The 3,165-nt window shown below is 57.1% G+C and carries 4 protein-coding genes; all 4 read right to left on the bottom strand.

Annotation, left to right across the window (positions count from 1 at the left end):
- A partial coding sequence (locus C9411_RS25095) for a S49 family peptidase (RefSeq protein ID WP_107228147.1) occupies window positions 1-637 on the bottom strand: 637 nt, incomplete at its 3' end.
- A complete protein-coding gene (locus tag C9411_RS25090) occupies window positions 634-2,277 on the bottom strand; it encodes a phage portal protein (protein ID WP_107228146.1) in 1,644 nt (547 codons plus the stop codon). The genes C9411_RS25095 and C9411_RS25090, both read right to left, overlap by 4 nt.
- Complete coding sequence (gene gpW, locus C9411_RS25085; protein ID WP_060420187.1) at window positions 2,277-2,540, bottom strand: gpW family head-tail joining protein; 264 nt, start codon at window positions 2,538-2,540, stop codon at window positions 2,277-2,279. Before gpW ends, C9411_RS25090 begins: the two co-directional genes overlap by 1 nt.
- An 8-nt stretch (window positions 2,541-2,548) precedes the next feature.
- On the bottom strand, window positions 2,549-3,165 hold a 617-nt coding region (locus C9411_RS25080), incomplete at its 5' end, for a terminase gpA endonuclease subunit (protein ID WP_199200154.1).

Raw genomic sequence — 3,165 nt, 5'->3', positions numbered from 1 at the left:
TGACGTAGGGGTTGCTCTCGGCTTTGCGGTCACCGTAGGTGATGATGGTGACCGCCAGGCCGTCTTCTTTAATTCGCTGTGACCAGTCACAATGAATGACGATCACCCCGACCGAACCGACACCACCAGTGCGCGGTACATGAATGCGATCTGCCGCGCTGGCGATGGCATACGCGGCGGAATACGCATTTTCGGTAAGGATGGCGTGGATCGGTTTTGAACCGCGGGCGTGATAAATTTCATCCACCAGATCGAAACAGCCGGCTACCTCACCGCCGGGAGAGTCGATATCGAGGCAGATGCCGCTTACTTCGGGGTCACTGATCGCGGTCAGGAACGACTGCCTGATCCCGTCGTAGCCCGTCATACCGCTGTAGGGTCGCAGACTGCCCAACTTCTGAACCAATGTCCCCTGCACGGGTATCACCGCGATACCGCCGACCACGTCATAGCCGGCATCCTGTTTACGTGCCTTTCGGGTAAAACTTTCATCATCCCCCAGCCAGTCAGATGCCAGCGTGTTGATACGGGTTATCCCGAACCGGTCCATCATCGCGGCCATGACCACTTCGGCCTTTTGCGGGTGCAACGCCAGCGGTGTGTTAAACAGTCGCTGCGCCAGGTGCGGTAAATTCACTCTGCCTCCGGATCTTTAATTGTTTCAGGTGCCAGGATTTCAGCCTGTGCCCAGCTCGGAACCGGGAGGCCCCGCTCTTTGAAGGCGGCAATCTCACGAGCACGCTGATCCAGCATTTCTTCCCAGTCCTCGCCGGCGTTTTCCGCCGATTCCATTTCCAGCGTTGAAAGTCCGGCATCCATACCCAGAATGGCGCCTTTCTTCTCCGCCACCGGGTCCACCCAGCCACGACCTGGCCCCATCCAGCGAGCACGGCAATACGCCGCCCTGGCGTCCAGAAAGTGCGGTGCGCCACTGGGCAGTGGTAAGTCTTCCGTATCGTGGATTTCTTCAATAAAAGCGGACAGGATCGGCTGGGCGAACCCCACAGAAAAATCATCGCGTCGGCGGGTCAGTGTCTTCCAGGCCTCAAGCATCGCAGAGCGTGCCGAACTGTAGTTAACATCAGACCAGTCCTGCGTTACTTGCTGTGTTGACAGGCCCGTTGCCGCGGCGATATTGCGCAGCGCTGCACTTTCAAACACCTCAAAATTGCTGTGAGGACGGGCAGCATTAACTGCCTTTACATCCTCACCGGGGTACAATATCGGCATTCTTGCGCCATTTTGCAGCGATATGCGGCGATCATTGTGAAAATCAACGCGCCCTTCTTGATAGGCACCGATCTGAGTATCGTCAAAGGTTTCCCCCATCGCCGCCTCAACCATCTGCGGATCATAGGGAGAGGTAATGTAGGCTCCAAATACGGCGTTCAGGATCGCTGCTTCAAGCTCCGACTGGTCATACTTGATGAGCATTTTCAGGCGCTGAACAACCGGCGTTAAAATCCCATTTCCCCGGTGTTGTGCGCCCCGCTCATGGTCATAATCATGGACCACATGCGGACGGCCCCAGCTTGTTTCCCGCGGGATGCGCCGCCACGTCATCGTCTTGGCGCCACTCCACCAATCGCCGATATGTGCTTCGCGGATGTGATACGCGATTGGCGCGCCATCACCGTCAATTTCAACGCCACCGCGAACGTTCGGCATATCGAAGTTTTGCTGCGGGTTACTCAACCGGTCCGGATCGACGATTTGCACTGTTGTGGCATAGCGGCCGCGCCCACGCCCCAGTCTGTCTGGCCGGTATTGCAGCACCGCCAACGCATCACCATCAAGCAGCTTGTGCCGAAAACCCAGGCGCAGCATTTGAGACACCGTTTGTTTGCGCTCAACATCGCAATAACGGCCCGGATCATTAGCCCATGACCGCCAATGAGCCTCAACCACCTTGCCATATTCATCTGCCCAGGTGGCGTCGAAGGCTGTATTGCCGGTCATCAAGGCCAACATGCGATAGTCAGGCTTGAGGATGGGACGAAAGTTGGCGCCGACGGCGTTATCCAGCACGCGGGTAATGCTGCCGCTGGCCCAACCATCATTGCGCGCAAGATCTCGCACACGGGAAACAATGCGATCACGGTAGATATTGATCTCATTGTCGGGTGACCATAACACAGGCTGCCAGTTGGCCAGCTGGTCGCTAAACGAATCCGCCGCATCGTAAGGCACACGGCTGCCGCCCACCAGCATGGATGCCTTTGACCGCATCGGCGGTAGCGGCTGCCCATTTGGGCCTAAAATTTTGATGTCATTCATCAGAATCTAAACCTCATTGGCCGACGTGGTCGGGGAACAATACCCAACTGCGCCTGCAGCAACTGGATCAGTGCCATCAGGTCCGCCATTGAGGCTTGTTGATAAGAAACAGAACGCGTGCCATCACCTTGCGTGTACGAGAACGACACACCGCGCGCGCCGGCTGCGAGGTCAATATAGGCCTGTTGCGCCTTTGCCAATGCGTCCTGCAATTGCGCAGGCGTCATCGCACCGGCCAGCAGGCTGGTGTTACGGTTAAACATAGGGATCCTTATGATGGCAAAAGTTGTGACAGGCGCTTGCGCTTCGGTTTTTCCGGCTCTTCAATGATGACGCCAGGCAGTCGAAGGTTTTGTTTTTCCTCCGGCTGCGGCGGCGCCGGCAACAGGCGATCGGGATTGATCGCGATGTTGTCCGTCAGCAGATTCAGCTTTAAACCGAGATAAAACAGGCCGCACAGGGCTGCATAGCTGTACACCCTGCAGTCCAGCGCTTCGTTTGCCCTGCCTGGGAGCTGCTCCCAAACTCGGTAACGCTGGCCGCCGGACACCTTCAACACCGAACGTTCTGCCAGCAACTGGCTGAAATAGTTCAGGTCACGGTCTGCCGGAAAATGCATGTAACTGGCTGCAGGCTCACCCGGTGCAGGCGGATCGATATGCAGTCGCCCGCGGATGGTATCCTTGGCCGCATTCACCCCAATGATGATAGGTTTGAAACTGGCCTTTGACTTGGACGTTGGCTTTTTCGTCGGCCAAACCGGCGAACGTTTACCACCGCGCGCCGATTCGCCCTTGATCGCCCAAATTCGGCGGCCAAGGCGCTCTTTGGCAAACTCGTAAACTTTCTGGGTGTGGTGGCCACCGGAGTCCATGCAGGCCGCCATGA

Origin of the sequence: Serratia sp. Nf2, from assembly GCF_003028435.1 — a bacterium.
Classification (GTDB): domain Bacteria; phylum Pseudomonadota; class Gammaproteobacteria; order Enterobacterales; family Enterobacteriaceae; genus Serratia; species Serratia marcescens_L.
The sequence above is the reverse complement of the archived record's forward strand: the minus strand, read 5'-3'. Positions and strand labels throughout refer to the sequence as shown.